Genomic DNA, 23,508 nt, shown 5'->3' with positions numbered 1-23,508 from the left:
TGTTCAGTCGTTAAGCCTTCCTTAAATTCTGCTACCTTTGCCCCACTTAAAATCCGCATGCAGACAATCTGTTTTATAGTAAACTCTAAGAAGAAACGGGCAGAAAACCTGGTGAGCCAAATAGAGGCTGCCTTTGGTGCTCGTTACCAAACAACTATCCGGTACACCTCGGCCAGCCGAGATGCTGAACGGTTAGCGGCTGCTGCAGTGGAGGATGGTTGCTCATATTTGGTGGCCGTAGGTGGCGATGGCACCGTAAACGAGGTGGTAAATGGCCTGATGTCGCTCTCCGAAGCACAGCGTAGGGCCGTTGCTGTTGCTGTTCTTCCTTGGGGTACCGGTAACGATTTTGCCCGCTCAGTTGGGGCTTCGGCTTTGGTAGAGGAATTGTATGCGCAGATTGAAAGGGGGGATACCTGTTCGACGGATGTGGGGAAGGTGCAGTATACGCAGCCCAACGGGTTGGCTGCAGTTCGCTACTTCGTTAACATCGGCGATATCGGCATTGGTCCCAGTACCGTTCTAATGGTGGAGAGGCTAAAACGGCTGGTTGGGCCAAAAATTGCCTTTTGGATTGGAGGTTTTTGTACCATCTTTTTCCGTAGGCCGAGGATGGTGGCCATAGAGGCCGACGGCTACCGCTTTAGAGGACGAGCAATGGCTGTTTGCATGGCTAATGGGCGCTACTTTGGCAGCGGGCTGGGTATCGCTCCTGGAGCCATTATCAACGATGGCGTACTCAACCTAGTTGTTGTTGGGCGCGTATCGGCCTTAACCTTTCTTCGATTCACCGGTAAGCTGCGGAAAGCCGAGCCGGTAATCCACCCCGAAGTACACTACGTAGATGTAACCCAATGCAGAATTCTCTCCGATACGATGGACTGCCCGCTGGAGCTCGACGGCGAGGTGCTGGGCGCCGCGCCGCTGGAGGTGGAGCTGCTGCCAGGTGCCGTTCGCTTTCTCGTTGATGCAGATCGGGCGAAGGCCGTTTGCAAGGCGCTTGTCTCAAGTAGCGAAAATTCGCCTAAGGTAAATTGTTGTGCGCACCCTTAGCTGCCGCTAAAGTGCCGCTGCTTGGCCATCTGTTGAGGATGGCTTTTTTTGTGCGATCTTTCAGGTTAAACCGCTGATGGATGGTGCTATGCCGATTGGTATTATTAAAAATAAAGCTAATTTTGCGCCATCTTTTGTAATCGTCTTTTCCAGTATATGCTCTATTCCCTTGTCGGTAGTAGTTGGGTGGGAGAGGTTATAATTGAACAACAGCAATCCGTTTAAAAAAATCACACCGCTTACCATGAAAAAAGCCGCTCTTCTTTTTCTGAGTTTGGTAGCCGCTATCTCCCTCTTTGCCCAAGGCGAGGGCGAGATGACGGTTTCCGGCTTACGCCACTGCCACAGCCCCAACAGCTGCGCCAGCATCCAATCGTTAACCGCCAACTGGAGGATTACCTCCTTAATGGGCGAGCCTCTTGTTCGCATATCGTTTAAGTGGACGGCTGGCGCCAATACTCCTGCCAACTTTTTCGATAGCCGTGACTTTATCGTGCTGCGCTGCGTTGCCAAAGGCAGCTCGCAGGTGGTGGGCTACATCCGCAGCGGCGGCGATTGCCCCGTTTCGGGTAAGGGGTACGGCCACAACACGGGCGGATCGCCCTCGTGGACGTCGATCTTCTGCGACTCGGAGGGCAACAGCCTCGGCTACTCGGCCGAAAAGACCAAGGAAATATGGAAAAAGGGCTTCTCGGTTGCCGGCGTGTCGCTGGTGCGCTCGGGCGGGCTCGATGCCGACAAGCCCAATACTTCTCAATCGTCGGGCACTGGAGGTGGCGGCACACCAACCACTACGGTAACGGGCTCGTCGCAGTCGCAGCGGATGGCCGAGCTGCAGGCCAAGCAGCGCAAGCTCGAGGAGGAGAGCAAGCAGCGCCAGCAACAGCAGCAGCAACAGCAGCAACGGGCGGCTCAGGAGCGAGCTCGTCAGCAGCAAACCGATCGCAGCCGCCAGCAGCAGACCATCCGACAAACTTCGCCCGGCGAGGCTCGCCGCTTCGAGAGTGAAATGGCCAATAACTACTACAAGGACTCGCAGCGCGAAACCCAGGAGATGCTCGACAAGGTGAAGCAGGGTGCGCAGGATATGATGAACACCTGGGTACAAATCGCCGAGAAAAACCGCATAGAGAATGAAAAGTGGAAGGCGGAGTGCGCTGCCAAGGATCGCGCTTGGGAGGCGAACGAAGCCCGCAAGAAGCGCGAGAAGGAGGAACTCGAGCGCCAGTACGAGGAGCGCATGCGCCAGAAGGCCGAGGAGCGCCGACGCGAGCAGGAGGCCAAGGCTGCTCAGGCAACCCTGCTTGGGCAGAACCGTTTGGCCATCGTCAACGAGTTTAATGCTTCGGACATTCCGCTATCGTCGGAGCAGGGCTCGAGTGATAAGCTCTACTACTTTGGCTACTCGTTCAGCAGCGACATGCTCAAGGACAACACCTGCACGTTCCTCATCACCCCAACCTTTGAGGTGGGCCGACGTGCCGACGGTACTTGGCCCTACACCTCCAACGTAGAGGGTGAGCTGAGGCTGACGTTCTATTCCTCCTGCATTCTGCACGGAGCCTACAGCACCTACGACGAGGCCGAGCAGGCCCGGCAGCTGTTTATGAGCATGCTGCAGAAAACAGGGGTAGCCTTTAAGGATAAGGCGTACGCGGGTAAGGTGGCCACGGTGCTGCCCAAGCCGATGCCCGCTGTGGCCCCTGCGCTAAAGGCCAGCTTCGAGGGGGCCGAGCAGCTCTTTGCCAGCGACAAGTACGACGCTGCCCTACAGCAGCTCTTCGATACCGAACGTCAGCCCGGGGGTAGCTCCGAGCAGGGTGCCTACCTCAAGATATGGGCCTACGATAAGCTCCTTACCTATCCGCATACCGACTCGCTGGAGCTGCTGCTGCCCATGCACCAGGCCATCAACAGCTACTTGAGCACCTACGCCAGCTATCCCATAAAAGAAAAGTACGCCGAGGTACAGGCGCTACAGCAGCGGTACGACGGCTTGGGGCTCGGCTACCAGCGCGTGGCCGCCGCCCTGAGCGGCAACGCCGAGGAGCAGTACCAGCTGGGCATGGTCTTCTACAGGAGCCAGCTCTACCGAAGGGCGATGGAGCAGCTTACGCGCAGCGCCGAGCAGAAGCACCCCAAGGCCTGCGGTAAGGCGGGGCTGCTCTACTATACCGGCTTAGGTAGGGTGAAGCCCGATCCGAACCGCTCGGCCAAGTACCTGACTTGGGCCGTGGAGGCCAACGACTGGGAGGGCGTTACCCTAGCCGCCTACCATTACCTCGATGGCCTTGGAAACTTCCGAAGAGATGCCGATAAGGCTGCTGAACTCTTCAAAAAGGCCTACGAAATGAGCCAGACGCAGCGGGATAACCCGGATGCCGATGGCGCTATGTTCCTCACCGGCCAAATCTGCCGCTACGGCCGCTGCGGCGAACCCAACTACTACTGGGCCTCCTTCTGGTACAACAGGGCGGCCCAGCAGTCCCACTCAGTGTACCAGAAGCTAGCCCAGAAGAAGGCCAACGAGGTTTCCTCGTTCCTCGATAGCAAGATGTGGGGCAATACCTACTTCAACCGAAAGGACTACCCCAGCGCCATTCGGAGCTATAGGGACGCTTACAACATCATTAAGGATGCCCAGGTGAAGGATCGCCTCTTTGAGGCGCTGCTCGCCAATGCCGACCAGCTCTTCCTCGAAAAAAAGGACCGGTACAATGCTCGGAAAGCCTACGATGAGGCGGGCGAGCTGGTGGGAGCCGACCAGCAGAAGCTGGCCGTAATCCTGCCCAAGCTCGAGGAGTTCGTGTACAGCGAAATGCGCGGGTACTCGTTCGGCTTTACCTCTCCGTCCGATCATCATAAGCTCAGCTTCTACTTGGCCTGCTTCCCCAACGGCAAGTTTCGCCAGAACCTGACCAACGTAATCGACTTTGTTTACCCCAACGCGGCCAAGTACGACTACAAGTGGGATTACTACACCAGCGCCAAGCGGCTCTACCTAATAGCGGCCTTCACCCACTCCAGCTCGGGCAAGGCGTCTCGATTCGTGAAGAAGGCGCAGAAGTGCATGAAGAAGCTGCCCGGATACGGCGAGCGGAGTATAGGCTTCGGCTACGATCCGAGCACCAAGGACGACTGGACCAAGGGCAAGCTCGTAGTTTCCGCGGTGCTAAAGGGCTACCCCGCCGAGGGAAGTGGCTTGCAGCTCAACGACGTGATTACCCACATCGATGGCATCCCTGTCGAGAAGCTGGAGCCCTGGCAGGCTCGCGAGCTGATGCGCTCCTTCACGAGCGACGAAAAAGGGGGCTGCTGCTACATCACCTTCATTCGGCCGGGCGAAATCCTGCGCCGGGTAATCCAGGTTTGCGGCAAGTAGGTGCAGCATGTGTTGCTATTGATACAAAGAAAGGGCTACCCGTTGAGGTGGCCCTTTCTTCTTGTGGTACCATCTTGTATGGGCTGTACTAGAAAACCCTATGCCTTTAAAAACTCTGATTATTCAGTAGGGATAGATGTTTTTTTAATGGGCTTCATTTTGTAAACAATAGGTAAATAGCAAGATAGCCTTTGATCTTGCTTGGCGGGTTTTCTTTAATCTGAGATTAGAAGCACTCTTTCCCTATCTCCGAATAGGCTTGGAGTTTCTCCGATCATGCTTCAAGCTTTCCGGAACATGCTTGGAACTTCTCCGAACATGCTTCAAACTTTCCGGAACATGCTTGGAGTTTCTCCGATCATGCTTCAAACTTTCCGAAACATGCTTGGAGCTTCTCCGATCATGCTCCGAGAAGTTCAAAGCCTCTATTTTTTTACTCTATGGGTATTTGGAGAAGCCCAAAGGAGACCTGCATCCGTAACCGGTAGGTATGTCTCCCATTAGCTCCAACACTGTAAACAACCACCGATGCAGCGTTCTCAGCAAAACGCATACGGTTAGCACCGACCTTGCCATACGATACCTCGAATTTATTGGAGTAATTTAATTGTTGTCTATCAAGTTGTTGAGTGTTTTGCGCTCTAAGTTTTTTACGTCTACGGGTCAGCCCTAAGGAGCTACGGGTCGGCCCCAAGGAGCTACGGGCTAGCCCCAAGTAACTACGGGTCGGCCCCAAGAAGCTACGGGTCGGCCCCAAGAAGTTACGGGCCAGCCCCAAGGAACTCCGGGTCAGCCCCAAGGAACTCCGGGCCAGCCCGAAGGAGCTACAGGCTAGCCTCAAGAAGCTACGGGCTAGCCCGTAGCAGTATCAGGCCTACCCGTAGCCGTAAAAATATAGCCCAAAGCACTACTCTGCCCACCTGTTAGACCAACGATGAAGCTGAACCAAACAACGGTACTACCCGCCCATCCTATGGCTACAGCTGCCGATAGAACGCTACAACTTTTTAACCTTTACCGAACAACCGTAGGATATTTTAGCTACATTTCGCTCATCTATTTTTAAATCGTAAACCTAGGATAAGTATTGTAGTAGAACAACGCTTCGTGTGCGCCCCTTTCGGGGTTGCTGGGGTTTACGGTATAGATAGATGCACCTCTTTTGCGGAAAAGGTATACAATACCTACCGATTTGGGTGTATATATGCACCTTTTGGAGGATGAAGGTGCATATATAAGTAAGTTAGCGGCAATCCACCCTATACCAGAGACATTGATTACTTGGGCGAACGTTTTAAGAGGGCAAAAATAGGCATGAGAATGGAGATTAAATTGCGGAGTTGTAAATGTCACAAAAACAGCGTTTTACAAAAACGTTAGTCAGAACCTTAAAAAAAACAGCACCCTTTGATAACCAATAAACAATTCTAATAATAAAACTTCTCAAAAAAAATTTTATCTTTGTGGCATTATGAGGCAATAATAACTCCATATCGTAATCTTTATTCTCAATCAATTCTGATTGGGACTTTTGTTATGCATTTATTGTTAAACAAATTGTATTATGCTTCTCTGAAAGCATAATGTGAATTTAATTGCTTCATAAGATGAAATCGAATAAAAATTCAACGCTAATATTCATTATTGTTGTGGTCGTAATTGACACGGCAGGTTTTGGTTTAATATTTCCTGTACTTCCACAACTTTTAACTAATTTACTTCATTCCGATATAAGTACGGCAGCTAAATATGGAGGCTGGCTCTCATTTGCTTATGCCGCTATGCAATTTGTGTTTGCACCAATTCTCGGCAATTTAAGTGACCAATATGGAAGGCGACCAGTGATTTTAAGTTCGTTGTTTGGCTTCAGCATTGACTGTGTTTTTCTTGCTTTTGCACCTAATATTCTGTGGCTCTTTGTTGGGCGGACAATCGCAGGAATAACTGGTGCAAGTTATTCTGTAGCATCTGCCTGCATCGCGGATATAAGTACCGAGAAAAATAGAACAAAAAACTTTGGGATTGTAAACGCAGCATTCGGTTTGGGATTTATTATTGGCCCAGTAATTGGAGGAACATTAGGTCGGTTCGGAACGCATACTCCCTTTATAGTTGCAGCCATACTTAGTTTTATCAATTTCACCTTTGGCTATTTCTTTTTTCCCGAATCGCTAAATACTGATACCCGTAGAACATTTGAGTGGAAAAGGGCTAACCCATTTGGTTCTCTAAAGCATTTAAGTGAATTCCCATTGATAAATACATTGTTACTTTCAATGATTTTTGTATCAATAGCAAACCATAGCATGGAAAGCGTTTGGGCTTATTTCACAATTGAAAAATTTAAATGGAATACATCGCTTATTGGTTATTCATTAGCCGTGATAGGTTTGTTATCAATTATTGTTCAGTTATGGCTAGTCGGCATTTTGGCAAAGAAACTTGGCGACAGACGAATGGCAGTATTTGGTCTCATGCTTATGATGACAGGATTTTTTCTTTTTGCTTTTACAGAGTGGCAATGGTTGCTTTTAGGAGCATTGTTAATATATATTATTGGTGGAGTTCAGGGAACGGCTATTCAAAGTATTACGTCTTCTATTATACCCGACAATGAACAAGGAGAATTGCAAGGTAGTCTTGGCAGTTTAATGGGTTTAACAACACTCATTGCCCCGCCGCTAATGACAAGTAGCTTCTCATATTTTACAGGTAAGAATTCTGCAATTTATTTTCCAGGCATTTCTTTTTTAATTGCAGCCTTACTTACACTGATTAGTTTAATTTTGTTGATTAAAAGTTTCAAAAAAAACAAAATGAAAAAATAAGGCAGCCGCTAACAACGGGTCATAAAACATGCCGGTTTAAGTGGGTTTGCAACATTTCGTCCCGCATCGTGGTTTGTTACGGCGGATACAGACGCAGCACGCAATCCGGCACGTTTTATACCCGCGAACGTTGGCGGTAATGCAAAAAGATGCTACAAAATTGTAACATTATGATTAAAAATAAGAGAATGAATATTGGGTCAATAATAATCTGGGTGATTGTATTTCTTGTGATAGTTCCATTGATTAATAAAGGATTTGGTCAATTAAAAGCTCAATCTAATCCTGATACACCTGTAGGTTTTGGATATAAAATAATGTGGATTGCTGTTAAAACAGACAGCCAAGAATTAGTCGCTCAAACGATTGGATTAAAAAAGACTAAACCTTCAAATTGGAAAAACGGGATTGATAAAGCCTACAAGGATGCAATATTTATAACGCCAGTGATTGATAATTGGACACTGATTGTAGGAATGGGCTTACCGACAGGAGACAGTAAAGAAAGTATTGACCAAGTTTCTGATTTATTAAACCGATTAAGCAAACAATTTGGAGAAGCTCAATTCTTCTGTACTCATAGAGTTGTAGAGTATCATTGTTGGATTAAATCAACAAACGGCAAGATTGATAGGATATACTCTTATCTTGGAGAGAGGGGAGAAAATATTGTGATTAAAGGTCAACCAACCGAAATTGAGAAAAAATACAACTTGATTGATACTTTTTCCGAAGAAGCAAAAAAGGATAATTATTTTGACCGAGAAGATTTAGTATTTCCAGACGAACAATTAGTAATGACTATTGCAGGTAATTGGAGTATTGACCCGACTTTACTTGACAAACGGACAGATATAAAAGGACTTGGATTAATAAGTAAATAAAATGCACATACCGCCAACACACAATATAGCCAATAAGGGTTTCGGTGGTATACGGAGGTTTGCAGCCCGCTTTAACTTTTCGTGTAACTTGATAGGTAATCGCCCGCAATTCCTTTCTGGCCATATTGTTACACGTTGGCGGTAATTTTAAAACGACACTACAAAAAAACAATAAATGAATTGGGTTGCAATTTTCAACAGACTTTTTGAAATAATAAACACACAGGGTGAAACCTATTACGGTGGAACAAGGTTTCTTGACACTATTAGAGAAGTAAATTATGGTGTTCCTAACTATCAGACCTATATTGACCAAAGACGAGAACAAAATAAAAGCACAAGTCGAAGGGATTATTACTTTGATTTGTTTATGGAACAAACAGAGCCTGACAGACTACAAATTGCAAATTCAATTCTTGATACGGTTGGACACTTACTACCAGAAAAAGAGGCTGCCATTCGACAACTTTTAGGACATCCCCAACAAGTACAAGGACCTCAAGCTGCGATTCCTCAAGACCTTTGGAATGCTGACCGACTTACCGAATATTTGGAAGGAATGGATAATGCAATTACGGAGGTAAACTATGAATACACCTTGACCTTAGCTTATACTTGCCTTGAAGGGTTTTATAAGTCGTTCATACGAGAGAAAATACCTGCTCAAATAGCATTAACAGAATTGACCCCAATGTCAGTTCATATCAGAAACTATATCAAAAGCCAATTAGACGCTAATGGTATAGCTTACCCAGATCAAGTATTGACACTAATTTCAACAGTAACAAATGCAGTTTGTAATGCCAGGAATAATTTCAGTGACTCTCATAGCGGAAACAGAGCGGAAAAGTGGCTTGCTGTTTACTTAAGAGACAACGTAAACTCAATTGTAAAAATGCTTTTAAATTTCATCTAAACTTAAAGACTATGTATTGTATAGAATGTGGGGCACAAATCCCTAACAACTCAAAATTCTGCTCCCACTGTGGATACAAACAAATCGAAGGAGAACCTTCATTAAATGAAAAATTAGCAGAAGTAATAATTGAAAAAGAGATTACAAGACAAGTTGTTGAAGAACATAAAACTTCTATTGACTTTGAATTTTTGAAAAAAGTTATGGGTTGGTATCTAGCATGGGTATTACTCCATTTGGGCCTTCTACTAATTGGTTCTGACGGGATTTTTGATGGAGACAATATGGGTGCGAAAAGATTTTGGCCACTAGGCGATTATGCAGATTTAAATGAAGTAAATTATTATGATATAACAGAGTTTTTAGTTTATACAATCTTTCCATTAGCAATATTAGTTATTTGGAGTATGGTAAGAACACAGGCAAATGATATAGAACAAAACCCAACAGAATAAAGAAAAAAACTACCGCCAACACACGGTATAGTCAACAAGCGGGTGAAGTGGTAGGCGGTTGCTTGCTGCACCGCAGCAGCCGCAGTGCAGGCTGTGAGAACGGAAGCCCGCAGGCGCTTGTTGCCCATACCGCCAAACGTTAGCAAACATTTTGACCCGTCCTAAAAAAAGGAATTTTTTAATATGAGAAATGAGATTACAAGAGGAATGAGATTGACTTCGATGCTTGTTGACCATTTTGCTATGACTTTCATTTGTGGCATTGCGATGGGAATTTGCATTGCATTGGGAGCACTATGCATCTATTTGTTGAATGCTGAAGCTGCATTAAGTATTATAATTCTAATTCTATCTCCATTGGCATTCTCGATATATTTGAACAAAGATGCTGTTAAAGGACAAAGTGTCGCAAAAAGAATTCTCAACAATCAAGTGATTGATGTTAAGACGGGAGAAATCGCTTCACCGATAAAATGTTTCATCAGAAATGTGACGATCCCTATTTGGATTATTGAAATACCATTTGTTCTAATAAATCCACAAAGAAGACTAGGCGATTTAATAGCAGGAACTAGAGTAGAATGCTTAAACACGGAGTTGAAATCGAAAAGTAAACCTATAGAGTACTTTGTTTCACTTGTTTTAGGTGGAATTTATATCGCTCTTATATTTTCGATTTACCTTTTTATGTTCAGAAGCTATAATGAGAATTTCTATTTACCCTTTTAAGCGTATATTCGAGTGCAAGGCTCGGTATTGCCTGTATATAAATAGCTGTATTCTACTGCAGCCCTCTACTTGAGCGTAGCGTCCTTGCTACGCTCAAGTAGCCAAGTCTTCTATCCTGCCACAGTGCGGTCGGAGTCCGTAAGGAATAAAAGCCTAGGCTTAGCTGGTGAACAGAGCGAACTCTGCTAATCTAACGAATTGCTCGAAGGTTGTAGCGAAGCGCAAATCACGAGAAGCGGGAGCCTGTATAGAATCTATTGAATTCTAATTTAAATGCCGGGACTTGTCCGGCATGACAGCCTTGATTGAGGGATGTGCTTAGCTAAAAGACATTGAGATACTAGCCGTAATCTATAAAGCGCCAGGCTAACCGATGAGGTTGGCCTGTGGTGTTTTATGGATGGGTTGTAAAGCCAAGGCACTGCCTTGGCTTTACTGGTGTCCTAAGATGGTTGGATGTTGGCCGTAGAGGTGTAGAGTCGCGATGCTCGCGTCTCTCGTTGAAGTAGGTTGTGTGGCCTCTTTAAAACTTGTCGGTTTCGTTTATTCTCAAGGTGCTGGAGACGCATACAATGCGTCTCTACCCCACCAAAACAAAAGGGGCCACCCCAACAGGTAGCCCCTTTTATATATGATGTAGGTAAACCTACTTTATCTGGATGGATGTCTTAGCATCGGTAGAAACCTTAGCGGTTTTTACCTTGATGGTTCCGCCCATGGTGCAGGTGTCGTAGTACCAGCCCTCGGCAGCACGCTCGAAGTCGGCCTCCGATTTTGCTTTCTTCATAGGCTTGCCGTTAACCGCAACCGACTTAGGCGCAAGCTTGGTGATCACCTCGAGCAGGTAGGTGCGCTCCTTCAGGCGTCCGTTAAAGTCGCCCTTGGCAGGGTTCATCGTAACATCCATTGGGCCTACGCCGCCATCAACGGCGTTAACCTCGAAGGTGGTTGTAGCGAATACGCCCTTGCGGTGCTCGCGGGTAAGGCCATCGTCCTCGTACATCTCGTAGTTCGACTTTCCGTTAGGGAAGATGCGTAGCGTCAATGTATCGGCAGGGCGCTGTGCGTCGTACATCATCTGCTGGTACATGGGGATGATGGCGCCTGAGCGAACGAATAGAGGAAGCTTATCGAGCGGAGCAGGGTAGCTGTTAAGGGTGGTGTTACCCTTAAACTGGGTGCCATCCCAGAAGTCGATCCAGGTTCCCTTGGGGAAGTAGATGCTGTCGCGCTTATTCTCCGACTTGTACACTGGTGCAACAAGGATATCCTTGCCCAGAAGGAACTCGTAGCGGGTAGTCTCCTCGCCCCAGGTGTTTGGGTCTTCGGGGTATTCGAGCACAAGGGCACGAACTGCAGGTACGCCAGTTTTGTTGGCCTCAGCGCAGTGGGTGTACATGTATGGGGTAAGGCGCTGCTTCAGCATAAGGTACTTGCGGTTGATGCTGGTAAATGGCTCTCCAAACAGGTATGGTTGCTTATCAACAATACCATTCTTATTGTTGGATGCCCATCCCGACATCGACATAAGGGCAGGGGTGAAGCACTTCCACTGTAGATCGCGGGTGAAGGTAGAGTCGCTACCGCCAAAGATACCGTCGATATCGCCGGTGGCGCAGTTCTGAGCCGATAGTCCCGAACCGATAACGGTAGGGATATGCCAGCGGATGTAGTTCCAGTTGCCCGATTGGTCGCCGGTCCAGAGTACGGCGTTGCGGTGCGAACCGGCCCATCCGCATACCATCCATACGAAACCACGGCCATCGCAGTTCTTTTCGATGCCTTCGTAGGCAGCCTTAGCGCCATCGAGGGCAAACTTGTAGCCAGGGCCAACCCAAGCTACGTCGAGCTTGCAGAGGCGGCTACCGTATTCGCCCACCTCGCGGGCAATCTTCTCAACACCGTTTTCTGTCCAAAGTCCGGTATGGAAGCCGCGCTTGTGCAGCTCGGTAACCACCGAGTCAAGACGGGTGTATCCGCAGCCGTAGCCGTCGTTAGGGAGGATCCATCCACGGGGCATGTTGTGCTCAATGTACTTATCGGCGATCAGGTTGATTACGCTTGGAGTAAGGCCCTTAAAGCCGGTTGAGGTGGTTCCAATCGTTTTTCCCGACTTAGCGCCGCGGTTGTAGCAGTTGGCATCGCCCATACTTAGTCCCCAGCGAGGCATAAGGAAAGGCTTTCCGGTGATGTCGGTGTAGTCGTTAAGCACGTCCTTCATCGAGCTGCCGACAAAGTAGTACGAGTCGAAGCGAGGCTCGGTGTGGCCTAGCTTAACGGTATCCTCGAAGCTGTACTTGCCGGGAGCGTAGGTGTTGCGTAGCGCACCCCAGCCGTTGCTGCTCATAAAGAATGGGGCAGGGTTGGGGTTGCCGCCATCTTCCCAGTTGTAGTCGATATCCATTTCGATGGTCTTGCCGCGGTGCGAGAAACGGCCGTTTTGCATACCGCCACCGTAGTAGTACTCGTTCTCGCCACGGGTGATGTACTGCATGGTTTGCTCGCCGTAGGTCATTCCCTTCTTTTCCTCCCAAACAAGGGTTTGGTTGTCGGCGCGGTATAGCGCAAAGCGAAGCGGATTCTTGTAGGCGCGAAGCGCAATGTCGGCAGTTTTGAAGAGGTAGTAGTCGCCCTCGTCCGATTGGTTAACGGCGGCAGCCTTTTCAGGGAGGTTTATAACGATATCGTTACCGGCAGGGTTGGTAAAGTCGCCATCGTAGGCCATCCAAATGCGGAAGATGTCGGCACGAGGGAACTGCAGCTTAACCTTGGCCTTGTTGCAGGTAATTTCGTATTCACCGTTGCTAGAGGTGAAGTTGGTGATAGCGCCTAGCTCGTATGCTCCGGAGTAAAGCAGCTTGGTAATGGTGTCATTAGAGGTTCTCAAATCGCCGGGTAGCTGGCTTATGAAGCGGATCTTATGAAGACCAACATCGGTAAGGTCGAGATTTGGGAAGCGAACCAATACGGTATCGATAATGCCAATAGGCTTCTTCTTAGATGCGGGAACGGTTACCGTAATAGGATCGCGCTTGTCGACGAAGAGCTGGCAGGTGAAATCTTTGGTGATTTTGGTAGAGCTGAGGTTAACCACCTTAAATACCAGCTCGTCGTTGCTGGTGAACTTGTTGCCGGTATCGTTGTGCGATGCTAGGCTGTAGGCTAGCATATCGGCATCGAAAGCCTCCGAAAGCTCAACATCGTCAATCATCCAGTACCAGTGGTATAGACCGCGCCAGGTAAAGCGCAGGTACACGTTTTTTTGTTTGGCAGCGGTGCGGGTGATGTTAATCTCAACGTTCATAGGGTTTAGGCAATCTTCGCCTGCACCTACGTTCTTACGCACATCGTATTCGGTCCAGTTCTTACCGTCGTTGCTTACCGAAACAATCAAACCGCCCTTAGCGTCGGCTTCTCTATCGTTCCAGTAAAAGTTCTGCTGGAACTTAAGCACCACCGAATTCTTCTTAGAACAATCTATGGCATCGGTTTCTACGTATGCGTTGGGGTATTTGCCAGCCTTCTTCCACTTACGGTAGTGGCGGTCTACCTTAACTGCAGGAGAGTATTGCAGGTGGTAGCCTCTACTGTTTGAGGCAATAGGTGGCGCTTGGTAGTTTCGTCCGTACGAGCCGGGGAATGGCTGGTCGGTGATAATCCAATTTACGCTACTGTCGTTTTGTGCAACAGCTTTCCATCCTTTTGGGAGCGTTCCTTCGTTAAAGCTCTCTTTCCAGAAGGTTTTATCTACAACCTTTTGAGCCCATAGAGCGTACGAAGCGGAAAGCAACAGTGCAAATAGTGCTAACTTTTTCATAAATATGGTGTTTGAGTTGGCCAAATATAGACCTACAACGCCAATCGCACAATAAAATTCCGGCTATTCGGTGTGCATCCATTGATAAAATTTCAGCACAATGACTGATACTTGCACAGGGTAAAGTTTTAGTGTTAAATCGGGCGTATTTCGAATTAAGGCTGCCATCGGCCTTTCGCCTTTTTTATTCATCTTTGGAGCTTGAAAGGTTTCATAAAATCTTTCGGATAAATCTCTAAACAACCTAACATGAAGGAACTTTTGGCAATCAGTAGTCAGTTTGCCCTAAATGGTGCGCCTATTGAAGTAAAACCTCTTGGAGAGGGGTTTATTAACGATACGTACATTATATCTACCAATGCCGATAGCTACCTGTTGCAGCGTAAGAATAAGAATATCTTTACCAACGTACCTGCAATGATGGATAATATTGAAGCAGTGTGCAATCACATTAAGGCAAAGGTGGCTGCAAGGGGAGGTGATCCTATGCGCGAGGCGATGACGGTTATCCCTACTCACGATGGTAAACTGTACTATCAGGATGAGCAAGGCGAGTTTTGGGCGGTATGTCTTTACATTAAGGATAACCTTACCTACCAGTCGGCTTGCACTCCCGAGTTGGCATTCCAAGGTGGAAAAGGTATTGGTATGTTTCAGGCAATGGTGTCCGACTTAAAGACTCCGCTTACCGACATTCTTCCCGGATTTCATAACATTCGCTACCGCTTTCAGCAGTGGGATGCTGTATTGGCAAAAGACCCTGTAGGTCGTAAGGCTAGCGTTGCTACCGAGATTGCCTGGGTTGAAAGCCGTCGCGAGGAGATGCTTCGCTTCTGGTCGTTGGTGGAAGATGGGACCATTCCTACCCGAGTTACCCACAACGATACCAAGATCAACAACATTCTTTTCGACCAAAACGAAGAGGTGCTTTGCGTAATCGACCTCGATACTGTGCTCAACAGTACCTGTCTTAACGACTTTGGCGATGCCATTCGCTCGTACACCAATACAGGTCTTGAGGATGATGAAAATCTTGATAACGTAACAATGAGTATGCCTATCTTCGAGGCGTACACCCGTGGATATCTTTCTCAAACTAGCTGCTTCTTAACTCATGCAGAGCTGGAGTACCTTGCCTTCTCGGCTAAGTATATTACCTACGAGCAGGTGCTTCGCTTCCTGATGGACTACATCGATGGCGATAACTACTATAAGGTAAAGCACAAGGAGCACAACCTTCAGAGAACTCGTGCACAGTACAAGCTGCTTAGCAGTATCGAAGAGCAGTTCGACGAGATGCGCAGCGTTGTTGAGCGCGTATCGAAGGAGTACTCGTGCTAGCATAGCACCGTGCTTTAAACTTTTTAATAGATAGGATAGTTTATAAAGCGGATTTTACTGTTACAGGTTAGATCCGCTTTAAATTTTTACTCGTATGAATAATAGACTTGTATGTGGACTATTGGTAGGGACGGTTGCGCTTTTTGCATCGTGCTCTTCCTCTCATAATGTTGCTAGCCGCTCAAAGGCTAAGCTAATTTGGGCTGACGAGTTTAGCTATAAGGGTCTGCCTGATCCTAAGAAGTGGGGCTACGAGGTGGGGCTGATTCGTAACAACGAGAAGCAGTACTACACCAATGCTCGAATCGAGAATGCCCATGTCGAAAACGGTTATCTGGTAATCGAATCGTTAAAGGAACCTTTCGAGGGGTTTAACTACACATCGGCAAGCATCAATACCTTGGGTAAGGCTTCGTTCGATGGCGACTTTAGGATAGAGGTGTCGGCTAAGCTACCCCAGGGTAAGGGCATATGGCCAGCTATTTGGATGATGGGTAGCAACCGCCCCGAGGTGGGATGGCCTCGCTGTGGCGAGATGGATATCATGGAGTTTGTGGGCAACACTCCAAACACCGTATGGGGAACGCTTCACTGGTACGATTCCTTATCTACCAGCAAGTCGCACCACAGCAGCAAGGGCGATAAGCTTCATTTTAACGATCTGCACGATAATTTTCATGTGTATGGTTTAGAGCGCAGGGGCAATACGATTTCGCTATTCGTGGACGATAATGTATACTTTACCTTCACTCCTCCAGCATCGGCCCTACCCAAGATTTTCGAAAAGCCCATGTACCTGCTGATAAATACCGCAGTTGGTGGCTCGTGGGGTGGTGCCATAGACGATAGCATCTTCCCTCAAAAGTTTTACATAGATTACGTTCGGGTATACCGACTGAAATAGCCTAAGCTCCAAAAAAGCAATACGGACAGTCAACGGTGATTTCTCACCTCGGCTGTCCGTATTCGTTTAAGGCATTATTGGTTTTTGATGCTTCTACTTCTTGTTCTTCCTGTAGAGTAGCGTAGAAACAACCGGATAGTGGTCGGAGATAAATATGTCACCCTTCTTGGTTGCCATTACCCTATAGTCTTTAGTCTCGAAGGACTTTCCGGTGAAGATGTAGTCGATAATGTAGTTTTTGCTGATCTTACCGTATTCGTGGAAGGTAATGCCGTCATCCGATGTCCCCATCCTGTTTTTTGCTGTAGTACGAACATCAATAAGCGGAGGAAATCCCTCTAGCGCTTTGATGGCGGTAAGGTAGGCGCTCTCGTTGGGCAGCGAGTTCAGGTCACCCATTACGATATAGTTCTTCGCGTCGATCTCCTTCACCTTTTGGCGGATCAACTTTATTGACTCCTCGCGGGCTTTAACCCCAATATGATCGAAGTGGGTATTAATAACCGTCACCTCTTGCTTTGCTTTTTTGTCGTATAGCGTAACGATGGTGGCAATGCGTGTTAGAGCAGCGTCCCAGCCAACGCTGCCAACTACCGATGGGGTTTCCGATAGCCAGATGGTCTGGTGATTCTTTTCTGTAAAGCGATCATTTCGAAAGAATACTGGAGCGTACTCACCCTTTTGCTTGCCATCCTCGCGGGCAACACCAACGTAACTGTAGTCTTTCAGGCTTGAGTTTAGGTACTCGAGTTGATCCTGAAGCACCTCTTGCATCCCAACAATATCGGGCTTTTCGGTGTTGATGAACTCGGTCGCTATGGTCTTGCGGTTTTCCCAGCGGTTGATGCCATCGTTGGCGCCGCTGTTACGAATGTTAAACGTTGATACCTTTAAGTTGCTCTGGCTGATAGCTGCTACCCACGAGAGGGCTAGTGCTAGCATTACGAAATATCTGCACATTTTCTGATGTTTTTTGGTGCTACAAGGTTACAAAAAAAGGCGCAAACTGTTGTGGTCTGCGCTCTCTTCATTGTATGGATGTGCTAGATATTAGACATTAGATGCTAGATATTAGATTTTAGAAGTACGCCTAATCGTCCTTCCTCAAAATATCAAGCATCACCATCTAGCGTCTAATGTCTAACGTCTAAAATCTCATTTCATAAAGTTCCACACCACGCCCAGCTTAACACCCACGGCAAGTGGCCTAACCTTGCCCACGCCATCGGAGGCAAATAGGCCGTTGTAGGTGCCGTCCTTTAGGTAAATGGGCTTGTTGTCGGCCTTGAGCATGCTGCCTAGGCCGTAGCTGGCGTAGGCGCCGCCGTACAGGCTGATGGCATCGGTAAACTGGTAGGTAGCTCCGGCATCGGCCAGCAGCGCTACGGTGGCGCGGAGGGTGATGTCGTCCGAGGGCCTATCTCCGTACGTTCTTAGCCCCTGCTCGGGTAGGTCGCCCAGCTCCACGTCCCACTGGCTGTAGTAGCCCGTGGTGGTAATGGTGCCGCCTGTGGCCTTGTAGCGGCTCTTGGTTGGGATGGAGAGCTTGATGCCCGCCGAGGCCATCAGCCCAACCTTAGGGTTTAGCGCATGTCGGTAGGTGGCCGCAAAGGGAATATCGATTAGGGTAGCGCGCTGCTCCTCCTTCCAGCCGCTGTAGCGGGTGCGGAGCTCGTAGGCGTCGCCCTCGGCATCCACGCTGGGGGTCTTGGTTAGGGCGTTCAGCGTGGCGGTCGCCTTGAACGATTGCACGCCCACGCCCGTGCTGATGCCCCAGCTGGCGCTGAGGAAGTAGGTGTACCCCGCGCCAAGGGTAAATCCGGCATTCCCTTTACGACTGCCGTTGTCGATGCTGTAGCCCAGCTGGTGGAGGCCGCCGCCCGCGCTAAGCGAGAGGAACGTGTCTCCCTTCTGGGCCTGCGCCGCAGCGGTGGCGCCGAGCGCCAGTGCGGCTATAAGGATCTCTTTTATCATCATTTTACTCTTTTTAGTTTGAAGGATGAGCGGCAGCGCCGCCCATCCCTTTACGTTTAGTTGGCCAAAACCACCTTAAAGGTGAGCACCTGCCCATCGGCGGTGGCGATGCGGCCCATGTACACGCCGTCGGTTCCCGACAGGGTGATGCGGTTTTCCTGCTCCACCTTACGCGAGGTGAGCACGGGTACGCCCTGGGTGCTGTACACCGTTAGCACGGCGCCCTGCAGCTCCTCGTCGGCGAAGCCAGAAAGCTTAACGGTGAGCTCCTGTCCTGCACGGGCAGGGTTGGGGTAAACGCTCACGCTAGCCTGTGCGCTCTTCTTTATGCTTAGCGCCTTGGAGCAGGTGTTCACGGTTTGTCCCGTTGCCGTTTTTAGCTGCGCGTAGTAGGTTCCGCTAAGACCGTTGGGGTCCTTATAGAACTGGCTGGTAGCCCCGCCTATGGCGCTACCGTTCTTGTACCACTGGTAGCCGGTAAAGCGGCCATTGTGGTTGTCGATCAGCACCACGCTGCCAAACTTGGGAACGATGACGTCAGCCGATACGTTAACGGTTACCTGGAAGGCTGCTGGTTCGCTGATGTTGCCGTAACCGTCGCGAAGCTGCAGCGTGGCCTGGTAGGTGCCGTCGGTCACCCTTGCGGGTATGCTGAAGGAAACGGTACCGTCATCGGTAGGCAGCGCAGCGTAGCCGCTGTTGCTGAAGCCTGCCGTTAGGGCCTTGGCGTCGAATACGATCTGGTACTCGGTAGGCCTGCCGCTGGTAAGGGTGTAGGCAAGGCTTAGCTTGTCGCCCTCGCAGGCTGGCTGTGGAGCCTTTAGCGCATTCACCACAATTGGGTTCGATATGGTAAGCTTGCCGGCAACGTAGGCGAACTCGTAGCTATCGTCGGCACCGCCTGCTACCGTAATATCGTAAACTCCAGTAGGACTGGTAGCGGTTGCGGTGGTGGTTGCGGTAGGCTTGGTGTCGAGCACCGCCTCGGTATCTCCGTTCACGAACCCTTTGTAGGTAACGCCTAGGGCTGGAATGGCCTCTCCCTCGCGGATGCTGTAGCTGGTGGCGGTAGCGGTAAGCGGCACCTTGCCTACGGTGATGGCTACTGTCTTTGTAACTTCGTTGTAGTTGACCTTATCGGTAGGGGTAAAGGTCGCGCTGAGCGTTTGATCTAGCCCTGCGTTCAGCACGGTTCCTGTTGCAGGGGTGTAGGTAAAGGTTCCCTCTGCATCGGCGGTGGCGCGGAGTTGTTCGTCGTCCAGTTTTGTTCCGTAGGTAATGGTCGATGGGGCTTCCCAGGTAATGGTCGGTGTAGCCTTTTCTACGGTAAGGCTTACGGTTTTCTCAATGCTAATGTAGTTGGCTGCATCGGTAGGGGTAAAGGTTGCCTTTAGGATGTGCTCGCCTGCGATAAGTATATCGCCCTCCTTCACGGCGTCTCCGTTGTCGGTGTAGGAAGTTGCTCCTACCACTGCCGCTCCGTTGAACGACACGTTGGCGCTAAGCTGCACGTTGCTAACAGGCGTTCCGTAGGTAATGGACGAAGGCGTTTCCCATGTAATGGTCGGTGTAGCCTTTTCTACGGTAAGGCTTACGGTTTTCTCAATACTAATGTAGTTGGCTGCATCGGTAGGGGTAAAGGTTGCCTTTAGGATGTGCTCGCCTGCGATAAGTATATCGCCCTCCTTCACGGCGTTTCCGTTATCGGTGTAGGAAGTTGCACCTGCCACTGTCGCTCCGTTGAACGACACGTTGGCGCTAAGCTGCACGTTGCTAACAGGCGTTCCGTAGGTAATGGCCGATGGGGCTTCCCATGTAATGGTCGGTGTTGCCTTTTCTACGGTAAGGCTTACGGTTTTTTCCACGCTGCTGTAGTTAACCGCATCGGTAGGGGTAAAGGTTACCTTTAGGATGTGATCGCCTGCGGCAAGAATATCGCCCGCCTTTAGGGTTTTGCCCTCGGTGGTGTAGGTGAGCGTACCTGGCACTGCCGCTCCGTTGTGCATTACGGTGGCGTTGAACTGCATGTCGCTTACTGGCGTACCGTAGGTGATGGTGGCAGGCTCTGCCCAGGTGATAGTTGGGGTAATCTTGCTGATGGTAAGCGTACCCTTCACATAGGCGAGTTCGTAGTTGTCGTCGCTACCATTTGCTGCTACGATATCGTAGGTGCCAGCGTTGCTGGTGTTGGTTGCGATGGTGGTAGCGGTAGGCTTGATGTCGAGCACGCTCTCGTCCTCGCCGTTCACGAATCCGCTGTAGGTAATGTTCGGTGTCGGAATGGGCTCGCCCTTGGTAATGATGTGGCTGCTGGCAGTAACGGTAAGCTGCGCCTTGGTTACGTTAACGGTTACCGCTTTGCTGGCCGTGGTGTTCCCTTTATCGGTAGGAGTAAAGGTTACGCTGAGCGCTTGGTTATTTCCTACGTTCAGCATGGTGCCTTTGGCAGGGGTGTAGTCAAACGTTCCCGGCACGTCGGCTGTGGCGCTTAGCGCTCCCTCTCCTATAGCGGTGCCGTAGGGGGCTTCAGTTGGGTATGTAACTACGGAGGTATGCATTGGCGTTACGCTATTCGACGAGGGCGAATCCATGCTAGTATTTGGTCCGTTGCTGGCCTTAACCTTAAAGGTGTAGGCTGTTCCGTTGGTGAGCCCGGTTATGGTTATGGGGCTCGATGTGCCCGTTGCCGTAATGTTCCCTGGGCTGGCGGTTACCGTGTAGCTTATAATTGGCGCCCCGCCGTCGCTTGTTGGTGGGGTAAAGCTTACGGTGGCTTGTCCATCGCCAGCGGTGGCGGTTACACCAGTAGGGTACATTGGCGTGCCGCAAACAACCACATTAACTGTCTCTTTGCCGGATGGGTTATAGTTTGCATCGCCGTAGTATTGAGCCGTCATGGATATGGTTCCAGCGTATGGTAGAGTATTACCTACATAGGTGGCCGTTCCATTACTATTTAGCGAAACTAGGTTCTCGGCATTTCCCCTCTTAAACATCACGGATCCAGTGGCTCCTGGTGTTACGGTGGCGGTGTAGGTTACTTTACTACTCCTGGCAGTAGGGTTGGGGGTAACGCTCAGGCTGATGCTGGAGGCGGTAGGGCCTGGCAGCGTTCCGCCGGCAGCCATAACGTGCTCTATGTTGGCCCGCAAGGCATCGTTATCGCGCATAAGGGCGAACGAGTATAGTACTACCAAGCAGCCGTTGGGGGCGTTGGTAAGCGTATTCTGGGCAAAGTAAAGCCCGCATCCTGGTGTGCCGTCGGAGTGGGTGGATAAGTAGGTGCCCGTACCTGATAAGGGGGGAGTTCCTCCTTTTTCGCCAAGCGAAATGGTGGTTAAGCTGTTTGGCCCGGAGGCAAAGGGAGCCTTCAGAATTTCGGGGTCCCCGGGGTTGTCATTCTGGATGTTCTTAACGGGGCCTCCTCCTGCTTCCGTAATAAAACTATTAATTCTCACACCGCGGAGGTTGTAGTTCGACATCGGCCCCCCCAGCAAAAACAGGGAGTTCCCCTTGGCGGCATTCAGAAATTTTAAAAACGCCTCGCGCTGCCATGCTTGAGGGTAATCATGATCGTTAATGTTTATTCGAAGATCGTAGATTTGGGAGAAGCCATCCAGCGCAATACTGCCTGTAGAATGTCTGGTTATGTTGTAGCGGTCGGAGAGTTCGGCCTCCATCTTGTCGGCGATCTCTTTTTCAATCGTCCCAGATCCCGTAATAATTAGGATGTTCGGCTTGGCGGTTTGCGCCACTGCCCCGGCTACAATGGAGAGCCATAGGGCTAGGATTAGTAGAAATCTTTTCATTTATTATTTGATTGTTGGTTTTCGATGCTACAGATGGGAGCTACCGCTCCCTTTAATTCGCGCAAAGGAGGCAAATGCGGCGTAAATGGGGGCGCCAAATCGTAAAAATCAGCTTACGATTTGGCGACTGGCTGAAAGAAAGCGGTGAAATTCGTATCCCCTAAGGATTTTTAGGGTTTGCGCGTGAAGGCTTATGCTGGCAGATTTGGTACATTTGCTCCTCTTTTTATTGGGCGGCTAACCTATGATATCACTCGAAAACCTTTACGCTCTTTTTATAATTCTGGCTCCGGCTATTACCTCGTTTGCTGCGCTGCTGATCCTTACCTTCGACACCATGCGCGGTGGAACGGGGGAGTGGCGGCTTCGCTCGAGGGTGTTCCTCTACTTTGGCAGCACGCTGGTTAGCTGGGTAACCCTGCTGCTCTACTTTCATGTTCCAGAGATTTTCGTCCGCATTAACTGGCTTTCCTACCTGGCGTTTATGCTCATCCAGGTGTACTTCTACGGCTTCATCTTTAAGGTTACGCGCATCGACGCGTCCGAGCGCTTTTCGTGGTGGCACTACCTGCTGCCGGGCCTTATCACGCTGGGCCTGCTGGTGCTGCAGCTGGTAACGCCCGAGGCCGAGCAGCTGCGGGTGGTGATGGGCCGCGGCGAGTATAACGGGAGCGAGCGCCTCTTCTTCTTCTACTCCAACAGCAAGATGGTCGTGCGGCTGGTCTTTACGGTAGTGTACACCATGCTGGCATTTGGTCGGCTAGCGCGCTACCGACGCTTTGTTGCCGCTCACGCCAGCGGGCATCCCAACCTGCTACGATGGGTGCTGGGGTTTCTCATTCTTTCGGTTCTCCTGTTCGTTATCCCCTCCCTAACGCTCATCTACTCGCGCAACACCGTACTGAACTCCTTCGTAATGGGCATCCACGTCGTGGTGCTGCTGGTTCAGTACTGCTACCTCTGCTACTACGTGCTTGCGGGGCACTATGTAACGATTGTGGAGGACGAGCCTCCGCTGCTGGGGGGGCATACCTCCGAGTATGATAGTACAGCACTGCCGAAGAAGAGCCAGCTCACCCGCGAGAGCTTCGAGGAGTACATGCAGGCTGAGCGCCCCTATCTGAACCCCAACCTCAAGATTACCGACCTGGTGGAGGCGCTGGGGGTCAACCGTACCTACATCTCCGCGTTCGTCAACTCCGAGTATGGGGTCAACTTTAGCGCCTACATCAACCAGCGCCGCCTGCAGGAGTACCAGCAGCTGCTGGCCGACCCCGCCAACGAGGGACGGAGCAAGCTCGAGCTCTCGGAGATGGCCGGCTTCAGCAGCTACCGCAGCTTCTTGCGCGTGGCCGAGAAGGTGGAGGTGTAGGGTATAGGGATCTCGATTAAATCAATTTGTCCTATCTCCTGCCT

At 49.8% G+C, this 23,508-nt stretch carries 14 protein-coding genes; 10 read left to right on the top strand and 4 right to left on the bottom strand.

Features of this window, described 5'->3' with window-relative positions; genetic code table 11:
- The first annotated feature begins 57 nt into the window (after positions 1-57).
- The 7 genes from CLV25_RS00430 (at position 58) to CLV25_RS00400 (ending at position 10,247) form a co-directional block, all read left to right on the top strand.
- Positions 58-1,053, top strand: a complete 996-nt coding sequence (locus tag CLV25_RS00430; RefSeq protein ID WP_131837659.1) for a diacylglycerol/lipid kinase family protein — start codon at positions 58-60, stop codon at positions 1,051-1,053.
- Positions 1,054-1,297: 244 nt separating this feature from the next.
- Positions 1,298-4,435 (top strand): PDZ domain-containing protein, encoded by a 3,138-nt coding sequence (locus tag CLV25_RS00425; protein ID WP_131837658.1) that lies wholly within the window; start codon positions 1,298-1,300, stop codon positions 4,433-4,435.
- 1,607 nt (positions 4,436-6,042) lie between these two features.
- Entirely contained in the window at positions 6,043-7,263 is a 1,221-nt protein-coding gene (locus tag CLV25_RS00420; RefSeq protein ID WP_131837657.1) for a TCR/Tet family MFS transporter, read from the top strand.
- A gap of 170 nt (positions 7,264-7,433) precedes the next feature.
- Positions 7,434-8,147 carry a hypothetical protein gene (locus tag CLV25_RS00415; protein WP_131837656.1) on the top strand — a complete coding sequence of 238 codons (714 nt, stop codon included), beginning with the start codon at positions 7,434-7,436 and terminating at the stop codon, positions 8,145-8,147.
- 175 nt (positions 8,148-8,322) lie between these two features.
- Positions 8,323-9,063: a hypothetical protein gene (locus tag CLV25_RS00410; RefSeq protein WP_131837655.1), complete on the top strand. Its 741-nt coding sequence runs from the start codon at positions 8,323-8,325 to the stop codon at positions 9,061-9,063.
- Positions 9,064-9,074: 11 nt separating this feature from the next.
- Positions 9,075-9,518, top strand: coding sequence for a zinc ribbon domain-containing protein (locus CLV25_RS00405; protein WP_131837654.1), 444 nt, complete (start codon positions 9,075-9,077; stop codon positions 9,516-9,518).
- Positions 9,519-9,701: 183 nt separating this feature from the next.
- Positions 9,702-10,247, top strand: a complete 546-nt coding sequence (locus CLV25_RS00400) for an RDD family protein (protein WP_131837653.1) — start codon at positions 9,702-9,704, stop codon at positions 10,245-10,247.
- Positions 10,248-10,893: 646 nt separating this feature from the next.
- Here CLV25_RS00400 and CLV25_RS00395 read toward each other — a convergent pair.
- Positions 10,894-14,064, bottom strand: coding sequence for a glycoside hydrolase family 31 protein (locus CLV25_RS00395; protein ID WP_131837652.1), 3,171 nt, complete (start codon positions 14,062-14,064; stop codon positions 10,894-10,896).
- 249 nt (positions 14,065-14,313) lie between these two features.
- Between CLV25_RS00395 and CLV25_RS00390 the strand changes: the two genes are divergently transcribed.
- Complete coding sequence (locus tag CLV25_RS00390) at positions 14,314-15,405, top strand: phosphotransferase enzyme family protein (RefSeq protein WP_131837651.1); 1,092 nt, start codon at positions 14,314-14,316, stop codon at positions 15,403-15,405.
- A gap of 94 nt (positions 15,406-15,499) precedes the next feature.
- Positions 15,500-16,309, top strand: coding sequence for a glycoside hydrolase family 16 protein (locus CLV25_RS00385; RefSeq protein ID WP_131837650.1), 810 nt, complete (start codon positions 15,500-15,502; stop codon positions 16,307-16,309).
- 93 nt (positions 16,310-16,402) lie between these two features.
- Here the strand turns inward: CLV25_RS00385 and CLV25_RS00380 are convergent, their stop codons facing one another.
- The 3 genes from CLV25_RS00380 to CLV25_RS00370 all read right to left on the bottom strand — a co-directional run bounded on the left by CLV25_RS00380 (position 16,403) and on the right by CLV25_RS00370 (position 22,092).
- On the bottom strand, positions 16,403-17,269 hold the full coding sequence (locus CLV25_RS00380) for an endonuclease/exonuclease/phosphatase family protein (RefSeq protein WP_131837649.1): 867 nt from the start codon (positions 17,267-17,269) through the stop codon (positions 16,403-16,405).
- Between the two features lie 195 nt (positions 17,270-17,464).
- On the bottom strand, positions 17,465-18,286 hold the full coding sequence (locus tag CLV25_RS00375) for an outer membrane beta-barrel protein (protein WP_131837648.1): 822 nt from the start codon (positions 18,284-18,286) through the stop codon (positions 17,465-17,467).
- 53 nt (positions 18,287-18,339) lie between these two features.
- The gene (locus CLV25_RS00370) at positions 18,340-22,092 is read right to left on the bottom strand and encodes an MBG domain-containing protein (protein ID WP_131837647.1); all 3,753 of its coding nucleotides are present in this window, start codon (positions 22,090-22,092) and stop codon (positions 18,340-18,342) included.
- 244 nt (positions 22,093-22,336) lie between these two features.
- On the opposite strand from CLV25_RS00370, the gene CLV25_RS00365 reads away from it, so the two are divergent.
- A complete protein-coding gene (locus CLV25_RS00365; protein ID WP_131837646.1) occupies positions 22,337-23,464 on the top strand; it encodes a helix-turn-helix domain-containing protein in 1,128 nt (375 codons plus the stop codon).
- Positions 23,465-23,508 lie beyond the last annotated feature (44 nt).

Origin of the sequence: Acetobacteroides hydrogenigenes (assembly GCF_004340205.1) — a bacterium.
In the GTDB taxonomy this organism is placed as follows: Bacteria; Bacteroidota; Bacteroidia; order Bacteroidales; family ZOR0009; genus Acetobacteroides; species Acetobacteroides hydrogenigenes.
Note: the sequence above shows the minus strand (reverse complement) of the source record. Positions and strands in the feature narration are given on the sequence as shown.

Bases quoted from the DNA above. Each gene is read 5' to 3' on its own strand.
- CLV25_RS00430 (WP_131837659.1), top strand. From the start codon at position 58: ATGCAGACAATCTGTTTTATAGTAAACTCTAAGAAGAAACGGGCAGAA.
- CLV25_RS00425 (WP_131837658.1), top strand. From the start codon at position 1,298: ATGAAAAAAGCCGCTCTTCTTTTTCTGAGTTTGGTAGCCGCTATCTCC.
- CLV25_RS00420 (WP_131837657.1), top strand. From the start codon at position 6,043: ATGAAATCGAATAAAAATTCAACGCTAATATTCATTATTGTTGTGGTC.
- CLV25_RS00415 (WP_131837656.1), top strand. From the start codon at position 7,434: ATGATTAAAAATAAGAGAATGAATATTGGGTCAATAATAATCTGGGTG.
- CLV25_RS00410 (WP_131837655.1), top strand. From the start codon at position 8,323: ATGAATTGGGTTGCAATTTTCAACAGACTTTTTGAAATAATAAACACA.
- CLV25_RS00405 (WP_131837654.1), top strand. From the start codon at position 9,075: ATGTATTGTATAGAATGTGGGGCACAAATCCCTAACAACTCAAAATTC.
- CLV25_RS00400 (WP_131837653.1), top strand. From the start codon at position 9,702: ATGAGAAATGAGATTACAAGAGGAATGAGATTGACTTCGATGCTTGTT.
- CLV25_RS00395 (WP_131837652.1), bottom strand. From the start codon at position 14,064: ATGAAAAAGTTAGCACTATTTGCACTGTTGCTTTCCGCTTCGTACGCT.
- CLV25_RS00390 (WP_131837651.1), top strand. From the start codon at position 14,314: ATGAAGGAACTTTTGGCAATCAGTAGTCAGTTTGCCCTAAATGGTGCG.
- CLV25_RS00385 (WP_131837650.1), top strand. From the start codon at position 15,500: ATGAATAATAGACTTGTATGTGGACTATTGGTAGGGACGGTTGCGCTT.
- CLV25_RS00380 (WP_131837649.1), bottom strand. From the start codon at position 17,269: ATGTGCAGATATTTCGTAATGCTAGCACTAGCCCTCTCGTGGGTAGCA.
- CLV25_RS00375 (WP_131837648.1), bottom strand. From the start codon at position 18,286: ATGATGATAAAAGAGATCCTTATAGCCGCACTGGCGCTCGGCGCCACC.
- CLV25_RS00370 (WP_131837647.1), bottom strand. From the start codon at position 22,092: ATGAAAAGATTTCTACTAATCCTAGCCCTATGGCTCTCCATTGTAGCC.
- CLV25_RS00365 (WP_131837646.1), top strand. From the start codon at position 22,337: ATGATATCACTCGAAAACCTTTACGCTCTTTTTATAATTCTGGCTCCG.